This window comes from Pseudomonas sp. HN11 (genome assembly GCF_021390155.1).
GTDB lineage: Bacteria > Pseudomonadota > Gammaproteobacteria > Pseudomonadales > Pseudomonadaceae > Aquipseudomonas.
The window spans coordinates 1811830-1832578 of the sequence record NZ_CP089985.1 but is presented as its reverse complement, the minus strand read 5'-3'; the positions used below and the strand labels follow the sequence as shown (position 1 = coordinate 1832578).

General features: G+C 59.5%; 18 protein-coding genes. 8 read left to right on the top strand and 10 right to left on the bottom strand.

Translation table 11 applies throughout. The features are described 5' to 3' along the window. Positions 1 to 164: 164 nt before the first annotated feature. Positions 165 to 791 (top strand): response regulator transcription factor, encoded by a 627-nt coding sequence (locus LVW35_RS08425; RefSeq protein ID WP_233894785.1) that lies wholly within the window; start codon positions 165 to 167, stop codon positions 789 to 791. A gap of 8 nt (positions 792 to 799) precedes the next feature. Continuing rightward, positions 800 to 4435 carry a transporter substrate-binding domain-containing protein gene (locus LVW35_RS08420; RefSeq protein ID WP_233894784.1) on the top strand — a complete coding sequence of 1212 codons (3636 nt, stop codon included), beginning with the start codon at positions 800 to 802 and terminating at the stop codon, positions 4433 to 4435. A gap of 25 nt (positions 4436 to 4460) precedes the next feature. Here the strand turns inward: LVW35_RS08420 and LVW35_RS08415 are convergent, their stop codons facing one another. After that, positions 4461 to 4943 (bottom strand): GAF domain-containing protein, encoded by a 483-nt coding sequence (locus LVW35_RS08415; RefSeq protein WP_233894783.1) that lies wholly within the window; start codon positions 4941 to 4943, stop codon positions 4461 to 4463. Beyond that, on the bottom strand, positions 4940 to 5830 hold the full coding sequence (locus tag LVW35_RS08410) for an ATP-binding protein (protein ID WP_233894782.1): 891 nt from the start codon (positions 5828 to 5830) through the stop codon (positions 4940 to 4942). The genes LVW35_RS08415 and LVW35_RS08410 overlap by 4 nt, the downstream gene beginning before the upstream one ends. 164 nt (positions 5831 to 5994) lie before the next feature. Here LVW35_RS08410 and LVW35_RS08405 point away from each other — a divergent pair, with 164 nt between their 5' ends. After that, a complete protein-coding gene (locus LVW35_RS08405) occupies positions 5995 to 8304 on the top strand; it encodes a hybrid sensor histidine kinase/response regulator (protein WP_233894780.1) in 2310 nt (769 codons plus the stop codon). Here the strand turns inward: LVW35_RS08405 and LVW35_RS08400 are convergent. The 3 genes from LVW35_RS08400 to msrB form a co-directional block, all read right to left on the bottom strand. Further along, positions 8258 to 8737 carry a MarR family winged helix-turn-helix transcriptional regulator gene (locus tag LVW35_RS08400; protein ID WP_233894778.1) on the bottom strand — a complete coding sequence of 160 codons (480 nt, stop codon included), beginning with the start codon at positions 8735 to 8737 and terminating at the stop codon, positions 8258 to 8260. The genes LVW35_RS08405 and LVW35_RS08400 overlap by 47 nt on opposite strands. Further along, positions 8734 to 9219 (bottom strand): glutathione peroxidase, encoded by a 486-nt coding sequence (locus tag LVW35_RS08395; protein ID WP_038841948.1) that lies wholly within the window; start codon positions 9217 to 9219, stop codon positions 8734 to 8736. Before LVW35_RS08395 ends, LVW35_RS08400 begins: the two co-directional genes overlap by 4 nt. Positions 9220 to 9347: 128 nt before the next feature. After that, positions 9348 to 9740 carry a peptide-methionine (R)-S-oxide reductase MsrB gene (gene msrB / locus LVW35_RS08390; RefSeq protein ID WP_233894776.1) on the bottom strand — a complete coding sequence of 131 codons (393 nt, stop codon included), beginning with the start codon at positions 9738 to 9740 and terminating at the stop codon, positions 9348 to 9350. A 202-nt stretch (positions 9741 to 9942) separates the two neighbouring features. Here msrB and LVW35_RS08385 point away from each other — a divergent pair, with 202 nt between their 5' ends. After that, the gene (locus LVW35_RS08385; protein WP_016978462.1) at positions 9943 to 11154 is read left to right on the top strand and encodes a pyridoxal phosphate-dependent aminotransferase; all 1212 of its coding nucleotides are present in this window, start codon (positions 9943 to 9945) and stop codon (positions 11152 to 11154) included. A 303-nt stretch (positions 11155 to 11457) separates the two neighbouring features. Next, positions 11458 to 12345 (top strand): protease HtpX, encoded by an 888-nt coding sequence (gene htpX, locus LVW35_RS08380; protein WP_233894774.1) that lies wholly within the window; start codon positions 11458 to 11460, stop codon positions 12343 to 12345. A gap of 52 nt (positions 12346 to 12397) precedes the next feature. Here the strand turns inward: htpX and LVW35_RS08375 are convergent, their stop codons facing one another. Then, positions 12398 to 13054, bottom strand: coding sequence for a thiopurine S-methyltransferase (locus LVW35_RS08375; protein WP_233894772.1), 657 nt, complete (start codon positions 13052 to 13054; stop codon positions 12398 to 12400). Positions 13055 to 13156: 102 nt separating this feature from the next. Between LVW35_RS08375 and LVW35_RS08370 the strand changes: the two genes are divergently transcribed. Next, positions 13157 to 13924: a DODA-type extradiol aromatic ring-opening family dioxygenase gene (locus LVW35_RS08370; protein ID WP_233894770.1), complete on the top strand. Its 768-nt coding sequence runs from the start codon at positions 13157 to 13159 to the stop codon at positions 13922 to 13924. Between the two features lie 84 nt (positions 13925 to 14008). Here the strand turns inward: LVW35_RS08370 and LVW35_RS08365 are convergent, their stop codons facing one another. Continuing rightward, positions 14009 to 15682 carry a DEAD/DEAH box helicase gene (locus tag LVW35_RS08365; RefSeq protein ID WP_233894768.1) on the bottom strand — a complete coding sequence of 558 codons (1674 nt, stop codon included), beginning with the start codon at positions 15680 to 15682 and terminating at the stop codon, positions 14009 to 14011. A 422-nt stretch (positions 15683 to 16104) separates the two neighbouring features. Here LVW35_RS08365 and LVW35_RS08360 point away from each other — a divergent pair, with 422 nt between their 5' ends. Further along, the gene (locus LVW35_RS08360; RefSeq protein WP_233894766.1) at positions 16105 to 16896 is read left to right on the top strand and encodes a crotonase/enoyl-CoA hydratase family protein; all 792 of its coding nucleotides are present in this window, start codon (positions 16105 to 16107) and stop codon (positions 16894 to 16896) included. Between the two features lie 118 nt (positions 16897 to 17014). Here LVW35_RS08360 and LVW35_RS08355 read toward each other — a convergent pair whose 3' ends face one another. Beyond that, on the bottom strand, positions 17015 to 17770 hold the full coding sequence (locus LVW35_RS08355; RefSeq protein WP_233894764.1) for a spermidine synthase: 756 nt from the start codon (positions 17768 to 17770) through the stop codon (positions 17015 to 17017). Between the two features lie 124 nt (positions 17771 to 17894). On the opposite strand from LVW35_RS08355, the gene LVW35_RS08350 reads away from it, so the two are divergent. Next, on the top strand, positions 17895 to 19241 hold the full coding sequence (locus tag LVW35_RS08350; RefSeq protein WP_233894762.1) for a class II 3-deoxy-7-phosphoheptulonate synthase: 1347 nt from the start codon (positions 17895 to 17897) through the stop codon (positions 19239 to 19241). Here the strand turns inward: LVW35_RS08350 and LVW35_RS08345 are convergent. Together LVW35_RS08345 and LVW35_RS08340 are read right to left on the bottom strand one after the other, a co-directional pair. Next, the gene (locus LVW35_RS08345; protein WP_233894760.1) at positions 19231 to 20451 is read right to left on the bottom strand and encodes a winged helix-turn-helix domain-containing protein; all 1221 of its coding nucleotides are present in this window, start codon (positions 20449 to 20451) and stop codon (positions 19231 to 19233) included. The two genes, LVW35_RS08350 and LVW35_RS08345, sit on opposite strands and share 11 nt — an antisense overlap. Before the next feature lie 45 nt (positions 20452 to 20496). Further along, positions 20497 to 20703 carry a DUF1127 domain-containing protein gene (locus tag LVW35_RS08340; protein WP_233894758.1) on the bottom strand — a complete coding sequence of 69 codons (207 nt, stop codon included), beginning with the start codon at positions 20701 to 20703 and terminating at the stop codon, positions 20497 to 20499. Between the last annotated feature and the right edge of the window lie 46 nt (positions 20704 to 20749).

Here is a 20749-nt window from a genome sequence, read left to right as displayed (position 1 = left end):
ATTACTGACACATCACTTCACAAAGCCTTAGCAACCCGTAGGAACTAACCTTTTTCAAGGTAGGATTTTTCCTGTTTTATACTTGCTCCCTCTTGAGCTCATGCTCCTCCCTCCTCTTCTGAGCTAATGTGCCCGCTTTATTTGCACTTGCACGGAACGTGATTATGAACTCAGTTTTTATCATCGACGACCATCCGGTTATACGGCTTGCCATCCGAATGTTGTTGGAACACGAAGGTTACAAAGTGGTCGGCGAAACGGATAACGGGTGCGACGCCATTCAAATGGTCCGCGAGTGCCTGCCCGATCTGATTATCCTCGACATCAGTATTCCCAAACTGGATGGACTCGAGGTGCTCTGTCGATTCAACGCAATGAATACATCGATGAAAACGCTGATCCTGACAGCCCAGTCTCCGACCTTGTTTGCCACACGCTGCATGCGCTCGGGCGCCGATGGCTACGTGTGCAAGGAAGGCGACCTGAGTGAGTTGTTAAGCGCTATCCGCGCGGTGTTGTCCGGCTACAACTATTTTCCCAGCCAGGCGTTGAATACCAGCGGTGCAGACGGCATCGAATCCCAGGAACTTGAACTCTTCAAGACCGTCAACGACCGGGAACTAATGGTATTGCAACTTTTTGCACAGGGCCGCACCAACAAGGAAATTGCAAAAGGTATGTTTCTGAGTAACAAAACAGTAAGCACTTATAAGAAACGGCTGATGCAAAAACTTCAAGCCAAATCCTTGGTAGAACTTATCGAGATGGCAAAACGAAACGCGCTAGTGTGAGAAAGCGGATGCCCAGGCGTATAAAGGACTATCTGATTATATTGAGTGTCGGCTTGTGCTTCGGCACCTCCGTACTCGCGAACCATCAAACGGGCCCGGAGCATTTCACCCTATTGAGCCGTGCAGGCTCGGTCCAACTGGACGTCCAGCTGAACAAGGCCCAACGCCAATGGCTGCAAAACAAGCGAGAATTGATACTAGGCACTGCTGCACCTGACTACCCGCCCTTCGACCTTACGTCCAGTGGTCGCGACTATGAAGGGCTCACCGCCGATTACGCCGGCCTGCTGGCCAAGGCGCTGGCCTTGCCGGTGAAAGTAGTGCGTTATCCCTCCCGAGAGGCCGCCATTCGTGCCGTTGAAGCGGGGGAAGTCGATTTGCTGGGCTCCTCCAACGGCTTCGAGGCAGCAAACCCTAACCTCACACTGTCCGAACCCTATGCAGTAGACCAGCCGGTACTGGTCACCCGCGAAGGTGAGACCCTCAGCCTGAATGATGGCCTGGCCGGAATGCGTCTGGCGCTGGTCTACCACTACCTGCCTCTGGACGAGGTAGAAAAGCTGTACCCCGAAGCGATAATCCGCGCCTACCCTTCGTACCAAAATGCCCTGAATGCGGTGGCATTCGACCAGGCGGATGTGTTTCTCGGCGATACCATTTCCACCCACTACATGATCAACAAGGGCTACCTGAAAAACATCCGCATGGCCAACTTTGGCAAACACGAAGCCTATGGGTTCAGCTTCGCCATGCCCCAGCATCAACGCACCCTCTTGAGTATCGTCGACGCGGTACTGACCGCAGTACCGATGAATGAACGGGAAACGATCAGCAAGCGCTGGAGCGCGGGCAGCGATATCTTGCTGACCGACCAAAAGCTGCAATTGACCCAACGCGAGGAGCGCTGGTTGAAAGACCACCCCGTGGTCAAAGTGATCGTGAACGAAACCTTCGCCCCTTTGACGTTCTTCGACGCCGAAGGCAATTTTCGCGGGATCACCGCCGACCTGCTGGAATTGGTTCGCCTGCGCACCGGGCTGCGTTTCGAGATCCAGCGCGAGCGTGACGTGAACACGATGATCGAACAGGTTGGCGCCGGCAAGGTCGACATCATCGGCGCAATCGTGCCCAGCGCCGAGCGGGAAGCGCAGCTGAATTTCAGCCGACCTTACCTGGAAAACTCCTACGTGCTGCTGACACGCAAAGCGCCCGATGCACCCGCGAACCTGGAGCAGATGGCTGGCATGCGGCTGGCAATCACACCGGGCAACCCTCTGGAACCCATCCTGCGCCGCGACTTTCCAGCGGTCCAACTGGTAAACGCCAGCGATACCTTCAAGGCCTCGGAACTGCTAGCCCAAGGGCATGTGGAAGGCGCGGTGAACTCACTGGTCGTCGCCAATTACTTCCTGTCATCCCAGGTGTTCCAGGACAAGCTGCAAATCAGCACCAGCATCGGCACCTTTCCCGCCCTGTTCACCCTGGCGACATCACGCAGCGCCACCGAACTCAGCTCGATTCTCGACAAGGCCCTGCTGAGCATCGCGCCGGATGAACTGGGCGTCATCAACAGCCGCTGGCGAGGCTACACCGCCGCCTCCGACAGCTACTGGCGCAACTATCACCAGTTGATCGCCCGCATCGTCATCGGTACCGGGCTTTTGCTGCTGATCTCCCTGACCTGGAATGCTTACATGCGCCGCCAGATCAGACATCGCAAGATGGCCGAGCGCGCACTCAATGATCAGTTCGAATTCATGCGCGCACTGGTCAACGAAACTCCACACCCCATCTACGTACGCGATCGTAAAGGTCTACTGCAGACGTGCAATGACAGCTACCTGCAGGTGTTCGACGTCAAGCGTGAAGACGTGATCGGCAGAAGCGCCATTCAGATGAGCACGGCGCTTGAAACAGAGGCGACGCAATACCATACCGACTACCAGCGGGTGATGGCCGAAGGCAATCCGATGATTCTGGATCGCACCCTGCATATTCGCGGGAAGAAACTGACGATCTACCACTGGATCCTGCCGTACCGCGACTCCACTGGCGAGGTACAGGGAATCATCGGGGGCTGGATCGACATCAGCGAACGGCGCCAACTGTTCGATGAAATTCGCGCCGCCAAAGAGCGCGCCGACGAAGCCAACCGGGCCAAGAGCACGTTCCTCGCCACCATGAGCCATGAAATCCGCACACCGATGAACGCGGTGATCGGCATGCTGGAACTGACCCTCAAGCGAGCCGACCAGGGCCATCTTGATCGCCCGGCCATCGAAGTCGCGTACAACTCAGCCAAGGACCTGCTTGAACTGATCGGCGATATCCTGGACATAGCGCGCATAGAGTCCGGCCGCCTGAGCCTGGCGCCGGAGCGCGTCAACCTGCGCGAGGTGATTGAGTCGGTGGTACGTGTCTTCGACGGTCTGGCACGCCAGAAAACCCTCAGCCTGTCTCTTGAGTTCAACCCCAGCCTCCATGACATCGAAGTGCTGATCGATCCGCTGCGTTTCAAGCAGGTACTCTCCAACATCGTCAGCAACGCCATCAAGTTTACCGAGCGTGGCCAGGTAAAAATCAAGGTAGAGGTATTGCCTACAGACATGGCCCAACAGGTAGCGGTGAAGCTGGTGGTCGAGGACACCGGAATAGGTATCAGCAGGGATGATCAATTGCGCTTGTTTGAACCCTTCGCCCAGGCCGACAACTCTGGGCAACTGGCCAGGAGCGGCGCCGGACTGGGGCTGGTGATCTGCCGCAGCCTGTGCGCAATGATGGGTGGGCAACTGAGCTTGCACAGCGTGCCCATGGTAGGTACCCAGGTACATGTCAGCCTCAACATGACGCGCCTGCCGCCGGAACAGGCAACGGATGAGCTGAAACCCGAGGCGCCGGCAACCACATCGGTACTCAATGTATTGGTGGTGGATGATCATCCTGCAAACCGCTTGCTGATGTGCCAACAGCTGGGTTACCTGGGCCACCAGTTCACCGCCGCCCAGAACGGCGCAGCCGGTTTTCAGGCCTGGCGCCAGGAGCGCTTCGACCTGGTCATCGCCGATTGCAATATGCCCATCATGAACGGCTATGAGCTGAGTCGTTCGATCCGCGAATACGAAGCACGTGAGCAACTGGCACCGTGCGTGGTGCTGGGCTTTACCGCCAATGCCCAGCCTGAAGAGAAACAACGTTGTGCCGAAGCGGGCATGAACGATTGTCTGTTCAAACCCATCAGCCTCACGGCGCTGGAGCGGCAACTGGCGCAGATCACCTCTCATTCTGCCGACCTGCACCTGGACCTCGGCAACTTCGAGGCGCTGACCGGTGGCGATCCACAGCTGAGCTTGCGTTTACTGGAGGAACTGTTGAGCAGCAGTCAGCATGATCGCCAGGAACTGGTCGCGTTGATAGCCGCGTGCGCCTCGCCTCAGGACATCATCGAGCAGGCCCACAAGATCAAGGGCGCCGCCCGTATCGTACAGGCAACGTCACTGGCCGAGCAGTGTGAAATCATTGAACAGGCCTGTGCACGCGGCGAAGACCGGGCGCTGATCGAAACAGGAATGAAGTCCCTGGAAAAGCTCATGCTGGAGTTGGAAAGGATGCTGCAGACGCAGCTTCAAAAGCTGCGTAGCCAATAAGGGGCGCGAGAGGCCCCTTACATGATCAGCAGTGGGTCAAGCGCAGGAAAATCGCCGCCAGTTGTTCAATACCCTCCTGGTCCTGGAGGGTAAAGCGTGCGAGCGAAGGGCTGTCGAGGTCAAGGACGCCAATCAGCTTGCCGTCCTTGACCAGGGGCACCACCAGCTCGCTGTTCGATGCGCTGTCACAGGCAATATGCCCTGGAAACTCGTGCACATCCTCCACCCGCTGAGTTTGCCGCGTCGCCGCTGCCGCGCCGCACACCCCACGACCGAACGGTATACGCACGCAGGCGATCTGGCCCTGAAACGGGCCGAGCACCAACTCTTCGTTACGGTTGAGGTAAAAGCCTGCCCAGTTCAGGTCGTCCAACTGATTGAACAGGAAAGCCGAAAACTGCGCACTGTTGGCGATGAAATCCCGCTCATCGGCCAGCAACGACTCCAGTTGCGCGCAGAGCATGGCATAGCCATCAAGGCCAGTACCGGCGCTGTTTAGATCGATCATGATTGACGCTCCAGCAATTTGAGGCCCACCCAGTAACGGGCAAATTGGTACGCGCACCGGCCGTTGCGGTTGCCGCGCCCGGTTGCCCAGCGTACCGCAAGGATGTCGAGGGCTTCATCGCGTTGCCACTGCAAACCCGCCTTGGTCGCCAGCTCGCCGATCCAGTGTTCCACCACGTCCAGGAAATGCTCTTGGGTAAACGGATAAAACGACAACCACAAACCGAAACGGTCGGACAAGGCAATCTTGTCCTCCACCGCTTCGCTTGGGTGCAACTCGCCATCCACGCGCTTCCAGTTGTCATTGTCACTCTGGTTCTCCGGCACCAGGTGACGGCGGTTGGAGGTGGCATACAGCAGCACGTTTTCCGGGGCCTGTTCGAGGGAGCCGTCGAGCACGCTTTTAAGCACGCGGTAATCACCCTCACCGGCTTCGAACGACAAGTCATCGCAGAACAGGATAAACCGCTGCGGCAGCTTGACCAGTTGCTCGACCACTCGCGGCAGGTCCGCCAGGTGGTCGCGCTCGATTTCGATCAAGCGCAAGCCGGCCTTGGCGTGCTGGGCGAGCAAGGCGCGCACCATCGACGATTTACCGGTACCACGGGACCCCCACAGCAGTGCATGGTTGGCGGGCAGGCCGTCGATGAATTGCTGGGTGTTGCGCGCCAGTGTTTCACGTTGCTTGTCAACGCCGATCAGGTCGGACAGGCGCATGTCGAGGCTTACGTCCAGCGGCAACAAGAAACCACTGCGGCCTTCACGCTGCCAGCGGGCAGCCAGGCATTGGTTCCAGTCGATGGCTTGGCGGGGCGCGGGCAACAGGGGTTCCAGGCGGGCGAGCACTGCATCGGCCCGCTCAAGAAAGGCACTCAATCGAGAATCCACAATTATTCCTCTGGCAAGTTCCTGCAAAAGATGGCGTATTGGCAACCCTGCGGCAGACCGCACGAGGCTGCGTAAAAAAACGATTCATGCCGGGTAAGCCAGAGCCTGTGGATGTTCAGCTATGCTTGCCGGGCGAAGGGAAACGTGAAGTGGTTCAACACTCGATGGATATCAAGTTCGCCCACCGCTTGTCTTATAAACAAGCCAGATTGACTGTGCTGGTCGGTTTCGTCTTGGGAACCTTGCTCAGCCTGATCCAAATCGGCATTGATTATGCCAGCGAAGACGCATCCATCAACCGTGAAATTCGCTCGCTGATCGAAATCAGCCACAACCCCGCTTCACGCATCGCCTACAACATCGACGCCGAACTGGCCCAGGAACTGACCCTGGGCCTGTTGCACTCCCCCGCTATCATTCATGCGCAGTTGGTCGACAACAACGGCGTGGTATTGGCCGATGTCGACCGCCCGCGCAAAGAAAGCACCTATCGGCCCCTCAGTGACTTCCTGTTTGGGGCCAACCGCCAGTTCGAAGACCGGCTGTTTCTCAGCCACATGCCCAACGAATCCCTCGGCGTGCTGCGCCTGGATGTGGACACCTATGCCTTTGGCGGTCGCTTCCTGCGCCGTGCCGAAATCACCCTGCTCAATGGCTTCGTTCGCAGCCTGTTGCTCACCGGCATCCTGTTGGGCTTGTTCTATGTGATGTTGACTCAACCGCTGGTGCGCATCATCCGCGAGCTGAGCAACCGCAGACAGGCCCGCCTGGATTGCCCGCCCGGCCACGAAAACGACGAAATCGGCGTCTTGGTGAACGTGGCCAACCAGCAATTCGAAAACATGGAAACGGAAATCCAGCAACGCCGTCACGCCGAGGATCGGCTGACCGAGTACCTGGGGCAACTGGAAGACATCGTTTCGGCCCGCACCCTGGAGCTCAAGGCCAGCAACCAGCGGCTGAGCCAGTCCAACGATGAACTGGAAGCGGCGAAGATGCATGCACTGGGCATGGCCCAGGCACGGGCGGCGTTCCTGGCCAACATGAGCCACGAAATCCGTACGCCGCTGAACGGCCTGCTGGGGATGATCGCCCTGTCGCTGGACAGCCCGCTCAATCCCGAACAGCGTCAGCAACTGTCGATCGCCCATGACTCGGGCAAGGTGCTGGTGGAGTTGCTCAACGATATTCTCGACCTGTCCAAGTTCGACGCTGGCCAGTTGGAGTTGGAGCGCATCCCGTTCGACCTGGGCTCGCTGGTGGAAGACACGGCCAACCTGTTGTCGCAGAACGCGGCGCCGAGCGTGGAGCTGAGCTGCCTGATCGACCCGAAGTTTCCGGCCCAAGTCCTGGGCGACCCGACTCGCGTGCGGCAAATCGTCAGCAACTTACTGTCTAACGCCCTCAAATTTACGCGATTCGGCCGGGTGGATGTGCGCCTCATTGCGTTGGAGGGCCGGGTGCGCATCGAGGTCTGTGATACCGGCATCGGCATTGCACAGGAAGCCCAGGTGAAGATATTCCAACCGTTCACCCAGGCCGGTGCCGGTATCACACGGCAGTTCGGCGGCACGGGCCTGGGCCTCGCGCTGACGCACAACCTGTGTGAAGCCATGAAAGGCCGGTTGAGTATCAGTTCGGAAGTGGGCTTTGGTAGCCAGTTCTGCGCAGACCTGCCACTGCCCATCCATTTGCCCGCCGTGCAACCTGCACCGCTCAAGGGTGAAGTGATCGCCATTACCAGTGCCGGCAGTGGCCTGACAGAACTGCTCAGCACCCTGCTGCCCTACTGGGGGCTGACACTCCGCTGCTATTCGCAAGACGATGACTTGAGCGGGCAAACCCCGGACCTGCTGATCACTGACTGCCCGGAATGCCTGTTTCGCCTACGCCCCCCCATCACCGCGCCGATCCTGCTGGTGACTGCCTATGGCAACTTCATGCCCAGCGAAGAAGTCGCCGCACTCGCACCGCTGCAACAACAGGCACGCCCGCTGAGCCGCAATGCGCTGTATCAGATCCTGCAACGCAACTTGCGCAGCGACGCACAACTAATGCTCGACCCGGTTCAGATGGAAGCCGCGCCCCTGGCGCACAGGGCGCGCATCCTGCTGGTGGAGGACAACCCGGTCAACCAACTGGTAGCCAAGGGCATGCTCAGCAAACTGGGGTGTGAGGTGATCGTCGCAGCCCATGGGGGTGAGGCGCTCAAGTTTCTCGAGGAACAACGCTTCGACCTGGTGTTGATGGACTGCAACATGCCGGTGATGGACGGCTACGAGGCCAGCCGGCAGATCCGTCGCAGCGGGCGCTGGCCGGACCTGCCCATCGTCGCATTGACCGCCAACGCGCTGTCCGAAGAACGCGAGCGTTGCCGGGCGGCAGGTATGAATGACTACCTGGCCAAACCGTTTCGTCGTGAGGAACTCAGCGGCCTGCTGGAGCTGTGGGTGCCGAAGACGACACCGCTCTGATCTGCCCCAGCAACTGGTCCAGACCATCGCGCAGGGCGTCAGCCTGGTTAAGATCGATGCCGCTGTCGCACAACAGTTGCGTCTTGAGGGTGTGGGTCTGATCGCGCAATTGCACACCGGCTTCGCTCAGGCTCAGATGCACTTCACGCTCATCCTTGGTGCTGCGCTGGCGCTTGACCCATTTGAGTTGCTCAAGACGCTTGAGCAGCGGCGTCAGCGTGCCCGAGTCGAGCATCAGCCGCTCGCCCAAGGCCTTGACCGTGGGTTGCGCCTGGGCTGTGGCGTGCCATTCCCACAACACCAGCATCACCAGGTATTGCGGGTAGGTAAGGCCAAGTTCATCGAGCATCGGCTTGTAGGCACGGGTCACGGCCCGAGAGGCCGCGTAGAGCTTGAAGCACAACTGATTGTCGAGCGCCAGGGAAACGGTCATTTGAGCAGAGCTTCGATCTCTTGGGTCAGGTCCTGCGGCTTGGTCGTCGGGGCAAAACGTTTGACCATCTGGCCGTCACGGCCAATAAGGAACTTGGTGAAGTTCCACTTGATGCCTTTGGAGCCGAGCAGGCCCGGGGCCTGTTTTTTAAGCTGCACGAACAGTGGGTGCGCATCGCTGCCATTCACGTCGATCTTCTTGAACAACGGGAAGCTGACGCCGAAGTTCAGCTCGCAGAACTCGGAAATCGCGCCTTCGTTACCGGGTTCCTGCTTGCCGAACTGGTTGCAAGGGAAGCCCAATACCACCAATCCCTGATCTTTGTACTGCTGCCAGAGCTGTTCCAGGCCCTTGTATTGCGGGGTGAAGCCACATTTGCTGGCGGTGTTGACCACCAGGATGGCCTTACCGGCGAAATCGGCCAAGGTCTTTTGCTCACCCTTGATGGTGGTGCAAGGGATGCTCAGCAGGTTGTTGCTCATGGCAGTGCCTCAACAAGGTGGAAAGAGAGATAAACATAGTAGGCAATTAAATTGCTCACAATTCAATTGATCGGAATGATATCCCGCTATAGGGCGCTCCCGCACTGCGTGCAGGAGCGCTGGCAGACCTAGCGAGGCACCAGGTCCAGGCACACCGAGTTGATGCAGTAACGCAGACCGGTCGGCGGCGGGCCATCCGGGAATACGTGCCCCAGGTGGGCATCGCATTTGGCGCAGGTGACTTCGGTGCGGATCATGCCGTGGCTGACGTCACGGATCTCGATCATCGCGCTGTTGACGATCGGCGCGTAGAAGCTCGGCCAGCCACAACCGGAGTCGAACTTGGTCTTGGCGTCAAACAGCGGCTCATGGCAGCAAATGCAATGGTACACACCGTCCGTCTTGGTGCAGTTGTACTTGCCGCTGAAAGGTCGCTCGGTGCCCTTGAGACGGCACACGTTATATTGCTCCGGATCGAGCATCGCCTTCCATTCTTCAACGGTTTTCTGCAACTTTTCCATCGGTACACCTCGGCAACTGAAAAAGCCTGATCTGTGTCTTTTCCATGGATCAGGCGGCACGTATGATTGCGCCTCTTCAAAACGCCAGTCTGGCACCCGCGCTACCGGCATTCAAACGTATTTATGGGTGCGGGCCCCGCAGGATTCGCAGTACGGTAGTGTCCCCACCGTCTGGATCGTTCATTTTCAGGATCACATCGCCATGCAGGTCAGCAAATCGAACAAGCTCGCCAACGTCTGCTACGACATTCGCGGCCCAGTGCTCAAGCACGCCAAACGCCTGGAAGAGGAAGGCCATCGCATCCTCAAGCTGAACATCGGCAACCCGGCGCCCTTTGGTTTCGAAGCGCCGGACGAAATTCTCCAGGATGTGATCCGCAACCTACCCACCGCCCAAGGCTACAGTGACTCCAAAGGTCTGTTCAGCGCACGCAAGGCGGTGATGCAGTACTACCAGCAGAAGCAGGTCGAAGGTGTCGGCATCGAAGACATCTACCTGGGCAATGGCGTGTCCGAGCTGATCGTGATGTCCATGCAGGCCCTGCTCAACAATGGCGACGAAGTGCTGGTGCCGGCGCCGGACTACCCACTGTGGACCGCTGCCGTGACCCTGGCCGGCGGCCACCCGGTGCACTACCTGTGTGACGAAGGCGCCGACTGGTTCCCGGACCTGGCCGACATCAAGGCCAAGATCACCCCGAACACCAAGGCCCTGGTGATCATCAACCCGAACAACCCGACCGGCGCCGTCTATTCCAAAGAAGTGTTGCTGGGCATGCTCGAACTTGCGCGCCAGCACAACCTGGTGGTGTTCTCCGACGAGATCTACGACAAGATCCTCTACGATGACGCCGTGCACGTGTGCACCGCCTCCCTGGCGCCGGACCTGCTGTGCCTGACGTTCAACGGCCTGTCCAAGTCCTACCGCGTGGCGGGGTTCCGCTCCGGTTGGATCGCCATTTCCGGACCCAAGCACAATGCCCAGAGTTACATCGAAGGCATCGACATGCTGGCCAATATGCGCCTGTGTGCCAACGTGCCCAGCCAACACGCGATCCAGACTGCCTTGGGCGGCTACCAGAGCATCAATGACCTGGTCCTGCCCCAGGGTCGCCTGCTGGAACAGCGCAACCGCACCTGGGAGTTGCTCAATGCGATTCCGGGCGTGAGCTGCGTGAAACCCATGGGTGCGCTGTACGCTTTCCCGCGGATCGACCCGAAGGTGTGCCCGATCCTCAATGATGAGAAGTTCGTGCTCGACCTGCTGCTGTCGGAAAAGCTGCTGGTGGTGCAAGGCACTGCGTTCAACTGGCCGTGGCCGGATCACTTCCGGGTAGTGACGCTACCGCGCGTGGATGACCTGGATATGGCCATTGGTCGCATCGGAAACTTCCTCAAGTCCTATCGCCAGTAACGAATAGGGCGCTGTACGACCGACAATCGGTCGTACAGCGAGTATCTGGCAACACTTCTCTGTCCATCCCCCTGTCAGCACTTCACGGGTCGGATAAAAGCCACCTACCCCCCATAATTACAGGGCTGCAAGGCAACGACGAACCGATCAAGCCACCTTTTGCGCGTCGGATAATCCCTTCAAGGCTCTACATTCAGGCTGTAGGACACAGTTTGAAATAGTCGCTCGGTTGAATCACCCCATGCAGCACCTTATATACCCCGCAGTACGCGACATATTAAGCATGAGGAGAACTCTACAACCATGATGCGCATCCTGCTGTTCTTGGCCACTAACCTTGCGGTCGTGCTGATTGCCAGCATCACCCTGAGCCTTTTCGGCTTCAACGGGTTCATGGCGGCCAACGGGGTTGACCTGAACCTCAATCAGCTGCTGGTTTTCTGTGCGGTCTTTGGTTTTGCCGGCTCGCTATTCTCGCTGTTCATCTCCAAGTGGATGGCGAAGATGAGCACCAGCACCCAAGTCATCACCCAGCCACGCACCCGGCATGAGCAATGGTTGCTGCAGACCGTCGAGCAATTGTCCCGCGAGGCGGGTATCAAGATGCCTGAGGTCGGGATCTTCCCGGCTTATGAAGCCAACGCCTTTGCCACCGGCTGGAACAAGAACGACGCACTCGTTGCGGTCAGCCAGGGTATGCTGGAACGCTTCTCGTACGATGAAGTGAAGGCGGTGCTGGCCCACGAGATCGGACACGTGGCCAACGGTGACATGGTCACCCTGGCGCTGGTCCAGGGCGTGGTGAACACTTTCGTGATGTTCTTCGCGCGGATCATCGGCAACTTCGTCGACAGGGTAATCTTCAAAAACGAAGGCGGCCGTGGCATTGCCTACTTCGTCGCGACCATCTTCGCCGAGTTGGTACTGGGCTTCCTGGCCAGCGCGATCACCATGTGGTTCTCGCGCAAACGGGAATTCCGTGCAGACGAAGCCGGTGCCCGCCTGGCCGGTACAGGGGCAATGATCGCGGCGCTGCAACACCTGCGCTCAGAACAGGGCCTGCCGGTACATATGCCGGACAGCCTGACCGCCTTCGGCATCAACGGTGGCATCAAGCAGGGCATGGCTCGCCTGTTCATGAGCCACCCGCCGCTGGAAGAGCGTATCGACGCACTGCGTCGTCGGGGCTGATAGCCAGTCGTCAGACAAAAAGGGGCGATTTGATCGCCCCTTTTTGTGCAATTTATGCCCTGACCAGCCGATAGGCGCGCTCTTCAAGCCGTGTCACGCCGGCCTGCACAAACTTCCGGCTGTCTACCAGGATGTCTTGCTCCTCCAGTATCTCCAAGGTCCAGCGGGATCCGAACAGCACGTTCACTTCATCATCCGTCACCGCAAACGGTGGCCCGGCTTTTTGCGTCTGGTCGTAATCGAGGGTGATCAGCAGCCCCTCGCAACCTGAACGCAACAGACTGTTCAGATGCTCGGCATACCGCACACGCATCAGCGACGGCAAGGCGATGAGGGCGGCGCGGTCATAAAGCGCAGCGCAATCGGCCAGCGCCTCAGCATCAAGGGCGAAAAAGTCGCCACACCACACCTCGATCAGGCCCGCCTGGTACACCGCAAAGGTGCCCCGTTGCGTGATACGGGGCACAAGGTCCTGCTCGTTGAAAAACGCCTCGACCGCCTGCTCCGACAGCTCCACACCCAATACTCGCAGCCCCTGGCTGGCCAGCCACATCAAGTCCAGGCTTTTGCCACACAAGGGCACCAGCACCTGCGTGCCCTCGGCCAGGGCCAGTTGCGGCCAATGTCGTTGTAGATACGGATTGACCTTGGGTTGGTGAAAGCCGATCTGGTTGCTTGCCCAGCGGTCCTGCCAAAATTTAGGCTCCATACATCACCCTGAAAATTCGATCAAAAGGCACTAAAACTTATATTAGATTTAGATCAATGATCTGATTGAAGATGGGCCATATTAACGCTCAGGACCCCTTTTATGTTCCCCAGCCTGTTTATCTCCCACGGTTCGCCCATGCTTGCCCTGCAACCCGGTGCCAGCGGCCCGGCCCTCCAGCGACTCGCTGCCGAGATGCCACGCCCGAAGGCAATCGTGGTGGTGTCGGCACACTGGGAAAATCACGAACTCCTGGTCAGCGGCAGCGCCGCGCCCGAAACCTGGCACGACTTCGGCGGCTTCCCCCGCGAATTGTTTGCCGTGCAGTACCCGGCGCCGGGCGACCCGCAACTGGCTGGCGAAATTGTTGACCTGCTACAGGCCGACGGCCTGAATGCGCGCATCGATGATCGTCGGCCCTTCGACCACGGCACCTGGGTGCCGCTGTCATTGATGTACCCGGCGGCGGATATTCCGGTGGTGCAGGTATCCCTCCCCACTCGCATGGGTCCAACCCTGCAGACTCGGGTCGGACACGCACTTGCCAGCCTGCGCGAACAAGGCGTGCTGTTGATCGGCTCGGGCAGCATCACCCACAACCTCGGTGAGCTTGACTGGCATGCGGGGCCTGAGAGCATCGAGCCTTGGGCGCGAGTCTTCCGGGACTGGATGGTCGAGAAGCTGGCCGCTGACGATGAAGAGGCGCTGCACAACTATCGCCGCCAGGCGCCAAATGCCGTGCGCAGCCATCCCAGTGATGAGCACCTGTTGCCGCTGTACTTCGCGCGAGGTGCCGGCGGTGATTTCAGCATCGCGCACCAGGGCTTCACCCTGGGCGCGCTGGGCATGGACATCTACCGCTTCGGCTAACCCAGATACCTCAAACAGCAGCCAAAAAAAATCCCCGAACCAGTCGGGGATTTTTTATGTGCGATCAGTCAGCCCGGGGGCGGATCAATCTTCGCGGTAGCGACGCAGCTTCAGCTGCTTACCCGCAACGCGAGTGTCTTTGAGCTTGGTCAGCAGTTTTTCCAGACCGTCTTCCGGCAGTTCCACCAGGGAGAAGCTGTCACGCACCTGGATGCGACCGATGGCTTCACGTGCCAGGCCACCCTCGTTGAGGATAGCGCCCAGCAGGTTTTTGGCAGCGATACCGTCACGCGCGCCCAGCGCGGTACGGCAACGAGCACGGCCTTCAGCCAGTGGAATCGGAGCGCGACGCTCACGATCACCACGATCTGGACGGTCACCGGAACGCTCTGGACGATCACCGCGTGGCGCGTTGTTCGGAACCAGCGGGCGTTCTTTCTCGATGGCCGCCAGAGTCAGTGCTTGACCGTTGGTGGCTTTGCGCAGCAGGGCTGCAGCCAGGGCACGCGGCGTGCAACCGATATCGGCGGTCAGGCGGTCCAGCAGGTCGCCGTGGGTCGATTCAGCGTCAGCCACCAGCGGCGACAGGCTGTTGGTCAGTTTCTTGATGCGCGCATCCAGAACGGCCTGGGCATCCGGCAGACGGACTTCGGCGACTTTCTGACCGGTAACACGCTCGATCACTTGCAGCATGCGGCGCTCACGCGGAGTCACCAACAGCAGTGCACGACCTTCGCGACCGGCACGGCCGGTACGACCGATACGGTGAACGTAGGACTCTGGATCGTAAGGCATGTCAACGTTGAACACGTGAGTGATACGTGGAACGTCGAGACCACGAGCGGCTACGTCGGTCGCTACAACGATGTCCAGACGGCCATCCTTGAGGGAGTCAATCACACGCTCGCGCTGGTTCTGGGCAATGTCGCCGTTCAGCGCAGCGGCTTTGTAGCCTTTGGCTTCCAGGGCACTGGCCAGGTCCAGGGTCGCTTGCTTGGTGCGCACGAACATGATCAGGGCGTCGAAATCTTCGACTTCCAACAGGCTCAATACAGCCGAGGTCTTCTGGTCAGCGTGAACCAACAGGTGAGCCTGTTCGATCGCGGTAACGGTCTGAGTCTTGGTCTGGATCTTCACGTGCTCTGGATCGCGCAGGTGACGCTCGGCGATGGCACGGATCGACTGTGGCAGGGTGGCCGAGAACAGCACGGTCTGACGGGTCGGTGGCAGTGCCTTGAAGATGACTTCCAGGTCATCCATGAAGCCCAGCTTCAACATTTCGTCAGCTTCGTCGAGAACCAGGTGGTTCACGGTCGACAGGACTTTCTCGTCACGACGCAGGTGGTCGCACAGACGGCCCGGCGTGGCGACAACGATCTGTGCGCCATTACGGATTGCTTTCAGTTGCGGGCCCATAGGCGCGCCGCCGTAAACGGCCACAACGGTGACGCCTGGCATTTGCTTGGCGTAGGTTTCGAAAGCGGTTGCTACTTGCAGCGCCAACTCACGGGTTGGCGCCAGGATCAGGGCTTGCGGTTCGCGCTTGGCAGGATCGATGCAGTGCAGGATAGGCAGGGCGAACGCGGCGGTTTTACCAGTACCGGTTTGCGCCTGGCCAATCATGTCCTTGCCGGCCATGATGATCGGGATCGATTGCTGCTGAATCGCCGAAGGTTCTTCGTAGCCGGTCGCGATGACGGCAGCGAGAATGTTCGGGTTAAGATTAAAAGCGACGAAGCCGCCGGTTTCCTGGGTCATGGGTCTGCCTCTAAGTGCATCCGCAAAGACCCATGCTCCAAAGCTGCGCATGCCGTGTTGAGACTCAAGAGTCGCCCTGGCTGCTTTGTCGGCGGGGATTTGCGAAAACGAATGAATGAAAAAGATTCGTCAAGGGAGAGTCCGCTGTGCGAACGTGCAGCCGAAGCTGACTTCGGGGAATTGCACTACCTAAACGCGGCCCGGTTAAAGGCCGGCGCGCACTATACCGGAAATAGCTGAAAAAGGGAGCTTTTTTTATCGGAAAGCATCGATAAACCGCGCCGTGTCACAGTCTTTGCAGATAATTGCGGCAAGGTCTATTTTTCAAAGGCCCGGCCCTGCTGGTCATAACGCTTAAACGTTTCATCTGACTTTCGCGACCCATTGGTCCGAAACCCTTCCCCGCGCCCGAGGCACACCCGATGAATCAAGCCAGCAGCAGCCGCGTCAGCCGTGAACTCCAGGGCCATGTCTTGATGCTGGGCCTGGATCGCGTCGCCAAGCGTAACGCTTTCGACCTGGATCTGCTCAATGACCTGAGCCTGGCGTATGGCGAATTTGATCGAAATGCCGATGCGCGAGTGGCGGTGGTGTTTGCCCATGGCGACCACTTCACCGCCGGCCTGGATTTGGCCAATGTCAGCGGTGTGATGGCCGGCGGCTGGCAACCTCCCCTCGGCGGTTGCGATCCCTGGGGCGTGTTTGCCGGTCCACGCGTGAGCAAACCGGTGATCGTCGCGGCCCAGGGTTACTGCCTGACGATCGGGATAGAGTTGATGCTCGCAGCGGATATCAACCTTTGCGCGAGCAACACACGTTTTGCGCAAATGGAAGTACAACGTGGGATCTTTCCGTTTGGCGGCGCGACGTTGCGCTTTCATCAGATTGCCGGCTGGGGCAATGCGATGCGCTGGCTGCTGACCGGCGACGAATTCGATGCCCATGATGCTCTGCGATTGGGCTTGGTGCAGGAAGTGATGGCCAGCGAAGACCTGCTGCCCCGTGCTGTCGAATTGGCCAACCGCATCGCGCGGCAAGCGCCGCTGGGTGTGCAGGCCACGTTGATGTCGGCACGCCTGGCGCGGATAGAAGGCGAAACCGTGGCGGCGGCCGCATTGCCGCCGATGGTGGATAAGCTGCTCAACAGCGAAGATGCCAAGGAAGGCGTGCGGGCGATGATCGAGAAGCGGCCAGGGGTGTTCAAAGGTATTTAGTCGTCGGCAGTGATGGCCTCTTCGCGGGCAAGCCCGCTCCTACAGTTTGAACTGCATTTCCCTGTGGGAGCGGCGGTGCGACGACTCGACTTGCCCGCGAAGGCGTCGGTACAGACAACTAAGTTGCCGGCCGGATCGCCTTGATCAACGCCTGCAACGAATACCCCAGGCGCGGCGCCAAATCCTCGGCACGGGCCGACAGTGCAGCAAGGTCCAGCGCCTGATCCAGCTCCGACGGCACCAGCAAAATCACATTGCCCTCCTTCACCGGCAGTTCCCAGTAATGCCGGTGGTACAAGCCACGCAGCAAAGCCGCTCCCAGTGGTTTGCCATCGTCGGTGGCCCACTGGTTGATCACCAGCCAACCGCCGGGGTTGAGCTTTTTCTGGCAGTTTTCCAGGAAGGTCCAGGCCAGGTGCCCAACGCCCGGGCCGACGTCCGTATAAAGGTCAACGAAGATCAGGTCAGCCGCCTCGGCAGTCTCCAGCAATTGCAGCGCGTCACCAATGCGGATGTACAGCCGCGGGTCGTCGTCCAGCCCCAGGTATTCGATGGCCAGGCGCGGGACATCGGGGCGTAGTTCGATGGCTTCTACGTCTTCCAGCGGCAGGAATTTCAGGCATGCCTGGGTCAGCGTGCCGGCGCCCAGGCCAAGGAACAACGCACTTTCCGGCTGCTCATGGCATAACGCGCCAATCAGCATCGCGCGAGTGTAGTCGTACTCCAGCCAGCTCGGGTCAGCAGTGAACACACAGCTTTGCTCGATGGCATCGCCGAACTCGAGAAAACGGTAGTCGGCTACTTCGAGCACACGGATCATGCCGAAATCATCATGGACTTCGGCCAGCAGGCGCTCGACACGCTCCTCGGTCATCACTACTCCTAAAGGGTTTACCGCACGGCAAAGGCGCGATTGTCGGCCAACCGGCGGCAACAGGTCACGCACTAATTGCTGATAACATTGGCGCCCGACCGTCAATCAGCCAATCGAGTTCATGATGAGCCAACCCTGGAACCCCGACAGCTGGCGCGCCCTGCCGATCCAGCAACAACCCCAGTACCCGGACGCTGCGCACTTGTTGCAAGTGGAGCAGAACCTGGCCAGCTACCCGCCACTGGTGTTTGCCGGGGAAGCCCGTGAGTTGCGCCGCCAGTTTGCCGAAGTGACCCAGGGCCGCGCGTTCCTGCTGCAAGGTGGCGATTGCGCCGAGAGTTTTGCCGAGTTCTCCGCCGCCAAAATCCGCGACACCTTCAAGGTGCTGCTGCAGATGGCCATTGTGATGACCTTTGCCGCCGGCTGCCCGGTGGTGAAAGTCGGGCGCATGGCTGGCCAGTTCGCCAAGCCGCGCTCGGCCAATGATGAAACCATCGACGGCATCACCCTGCCCGCCTACCGTGGCGATATCGTCAATGGCATCGGCTTCGATGAGAAAAGCCGCGTGCCCGACCCGGACCGCCTGCTGCAGTCCTATCACCAGTCCACCGCCACCCTGAACCTGCTGCGCGCCTTCGCCCAGGGTGGTTTCGCCGACTTGCACCAGGTGCACAAGTGGAACCTGGACTTCATCGCCAACTCCGCGCTGGCCGAGAAGTACAGCCAACTGGCCGACCGTATCGATGAAACTCTGGCCTTCATGCGTGCCTGCGGCATGGACAGCTCGCCACAACTGCGCGAAACCAGTTTCTTCACGGCCCACGAAGCGCTGCTGCTCAACTACGAACAAGCCTTCGTGCGTCGCGACAGCCTGACCAACGACTACTACGACTGCTCGGCCCACATGCTGTGGATCGGCGACCGCACCCGCCAGCTGGACGGCGCCCACGTCGAGTTCCTGCGTGGCGTGAACAATCCGATCGGGGTCAAGGTCGGCCCAAGCATGAACCCGGATGACCTGATCCGCCTGATCGACATCCTCAACCCGGACAACGACCCCGGCCGCCTCAACCTGATCGCACGTATGGGGGCGGGCAAGGTCGGTGATCATCTGCCGGGGCTGATACGCGCCGTGCAGCGTGAAGGCAAGCAGGTGCTGTGGAGCTGCGACCCGATGCACGGCAACACCATCAAGGCCAGCAGCGGCTACAAGACCCGCGACTTTGCGCAGATCCTGGGCGAAGTGAAAGACTTCTTCCAGGTGCACCAGGCCGAGGGCACTTATGCCGGCGGGATTCATATCGAGATGACCGGGCAGAACGTCACCGAATGCATCGGCGGCGCGCGGCCGATCACCGAAGATGGGTTGTCGGATCGGTATCACACCCACTGCGATCCTCGGATGAATGCCGATCAGTCGCTGGAATTGGCGTTTCTGATTGCCGAGACCCTGAAACAGGTCAAGCGCTGAACAACATAGCCGCCCTCAACCGGTCGGCACTTGGCCGCTGGCAATTGAGCCGGACCTGTTCCAGTCCAAGCCAGTCGGCCATTTGCAGCAGGTTCGACGCCAGCGCCGCCATCCCCTCATCATCCAAGCCCGGTTCCTCCTCATGCACGGCGTGCACCGCGAGGCGCCCATTGGCGCGTTCGGCGCGCAAGTCCACACGCGCAGCAATCCGCTCGTTGTGCAGAAACGGCAGCACGTAGTAGCCGTACACCCGCTTGTCTTGTGGGGTGTAGATCTCCAGGCGGTAGCGGAAATCGAACAGTCGCTCAGTACGGCTGCGCTCCCAGACCAACGAATCGAACGGCGACAGCAACGCACTGGCCGGCACTTTGCGTGGCACTTTAGGATCGGGCAGGCAGTAAGCCAGCTGTTTCCAGCCTTGCACTTGGCAAACCCGCAGTTGACCGTCCTCCACCAGTTCGGCAAGACGAATGCGGCTGTCGGCCGGATCGAGGCGGAAGTAGTCGCGCAGGTCTTTTTCAGTCCCCACGCCCAACGCGGTGGCGCTGTGCAGCAACAAACCAAGCTGGGCTTGGGCTTCAGTCACAGCGGTTTGAAGGATATCGCTGGGGATGACCCGCTCCGGCAAATCATAGAGCCGCTCAAAACCGCGTCGGCCGGCAACCGTGACCAAGCCGGCGGCAAACAACCATTCCAGTGCATGTTTTTCATCGCTCCAATCCCACCACGGACCGGCACGCTCCTCACGGGTCGACAAACTGCCAGCCCCCAATGCGCCTTGCTGCTCGACCGTCTGCAACACCCGCTGAATGGTGGCTTGCTGCTCACGGCCAAAACGCGCCATCTGCGAATAAATCCCCTGCCCCTGCTGCGCCCGCGCCATGCGCCAGCGCATCAACGGGTAAAGCGTCATCGGCAGTAAAGAGGCCTCATGCCCCCAATATTCGAACAGCGAACGCCGCCGCCCCTGGCTCCAGGCGGCCTGCTCAAGCAGCAACGGAGAGTAGTTGCCCAGGCGGGAAAACAGCGGCAGGTAATGGGAGCGCACCACCGCATTGACCGAATCGATCTGCAATACGCCCAGACGCTCGATCATGCGATTGAGGTGCGCAGCCTTGATCAGCGCAGGCGCCTGGCGCCCGGAAAAACCCTGGGCTGCCAGCGCCATGCGGCGTGCTTGCTTGAGAGAGAATGACAGGTCGGCGTGCATGGGGTTTTCCGTGTGGGCTCGCCGACTACCCTACTGCATTAGTGATTATTTGCGCAGCGGATCCTGCCAGAAATGCAGGTGGCTTTCGTGCTCGACGTCGCCGCGACTGATGCCGATATCCTTGAGCGCATCATCACTCAAGGTCGCCAGCATGTGGCGCTCCTCATGCAACGTCTGCCAGCGGGTAATCTTGTGAAACAGCCCGGCAAACGGACGCTTCGCCATCAACACAAAACCTCTTTGACCTTTCATCTTCTCGCCCTCCAGTGGGGATGGCGCAAGTGTGTGCCTGGGCTTA